The organism is Microcystis sp. M53598_WE2 (genome assembly GCF_030067735.1).
Taxonomy (GTDB): domain Bacteria; phylum Cyanobacteriota; class Cyanobacteriia; order Cyanobacteriales; family Microcystaceae; genus Microcystis; species Microcystis aeruginosa.
Window position 1 is genome coordinate 1 of sequence record NZ_JASJFE010000447.1, and the last position, 1674, is coordinate 1674.

Genomic DNA, 1674 nt, shown 5'->3' on the forward strand with positions numbered 1-1674 from the left:
GACCATCCCCAATATATTTTCCGTTCCCCATAATACTCTTTAAGAATTGCATAACTGACAATCTCAAAAACTCTAGCATCAATGTTTGGTCTGAGTAAACTCCGAATAAATTCAATGGCTTTCTGGGGATCTTGCTGTTGAATATCAATCATCTGTTGACAATAGCTGATAAATTGATTAAATGCTTTTTGTCTTGTTTGCACATAGGCATCAATTATATCTATAATTACCAGGGCAATATTAACTTGATTACCCTCTAGAGAAAACTTAATTAAATTCTCATTAATCCAGTATCTATTGGTTTTAACATCTCTAATTATCGGCAGATAAGATAAAGTGGGAAAATACTTGTTAAATTCCTGATTTAATCGATGATTGAGAGCATGATTTTGTAATTTATTGCCAAAAGGAAGCTCCCTTTGCCTGCGAAAAAGTGTCATATACTGAGCGCCTTGATACTCGTCGTATCCATCCTTAAGATGAAACTCATTATTAATATAGTCTTCCACTAAAACATAAATGGCATAATGGTTAGCCAATCCTGCTCGGGATTTAGAACCTCGATTAGCGGCTCTAGTTTTAATGTTCAAATATTGCAATAACTCACTAGCATTTAAAATGCTATTTCCCTGATTGGGAAAGTAATTATCGATAATTTTAATAATTATCTTGGTGAATTCATGCTTGACTATCGACATCGAAAAGACTCTCCTGTACAAAGTTAGATTCTTGTTTATTTTCGCTTTTTCTACTATAGCTTTTTTGAGGTGGTAGTAACTTTTCTTCCTTGTATTCTTGCCATCCGAGAATCCGTCGAAGACCAATTTTTAAATACTCCTCTTGCGATTCTATACTAATAGAAATTCTTCCCAAACGTTTAGCTACAGCTGCAGCTGTAAAAGTTCCTGCAAAGGGATCAAGCACAATTCCACTCTTGTCAGTGCTGGCCAAAATAATTCTTTCTAGCAATGATTCAGGTTTTTGTGAGGGATGATTTTCGTATTCATCCATGCGATATCTTACCCTAGGGAAATACCAGACATTGCCCGGTACTTTCTCTGTATTGTATTGACTCGGAATCGCTTTTCTATAATCAATTAGTTTTCGTTTTGCTCCGGTTTTTGCTTCTATCTTAATATCCTTTGAATTAAAAGTGTAATTATTTTTATCTTTCACACAGTGAAGTATTGGTTCATACATCGAACCAAAGTATTTTGTTGCTTGTACTCCTGAACTATCATAATGCCAGATAATGCGACTAAGAATCGTCATTTTTTGTCTTAAGTAAAGATCAAAGTAAGGCATTGCTTGAGTGCTGGCCATAACATATAATGTTCCCTGGGGTTTCAAGATACGAAGACACTGATCAAGAATTTGATTTGCCCAATTTATATAATCATTTTCCGATTCCCATTTGTCGTAAAAATCGGCAAAGTGCTTACCTATATTATAGGGAGGATCGAGAAAAATTAGATCTACAGAATTAGAGGCAATCTCACTGGATAAAATCGGCAAAGAATCACCATGAAATATAACTTGCTCATCAGCTTCGTATCGTTTAAACATGATCATTTTTTCAATTTAAAGTAGTTAGATTTTTACTAGGAAATGTCTCAATTTTTAACCTCCTTAGCAATTAGGATAATTGACAGACTTTCTCATAAAGATGAAGTA

At 34.3% G+C, this 1674-nt stretch carries 1 protein-coding gene and 1 pseudogene; both read right to left on the bottom strand.

Annotation, left to right across the window (positions count from 1 at the left end; translation table 11 throughout):
• Positions 1 to 698: pseudogene (locus tag PX636_RS09375) on the bottom strand (restriction endonuclease); the annotation flags it as partial.
• A complete protein-coding gene (gene yhdJ / locus PX636_RS09380) occupies positions 679 to 1566 on the bottom strand; it encodes an adenine-specific DNA-methyltransferase (protein ID WP_012268064.1) in 888 nt (295 codons plus the stop codon). The gene yhdJ and the pseudogene PX636_RS09375, both read right to left, overlap by 20 nt.
• Positions 1567 to 1674: the final 108 nt, after the last annotated feature.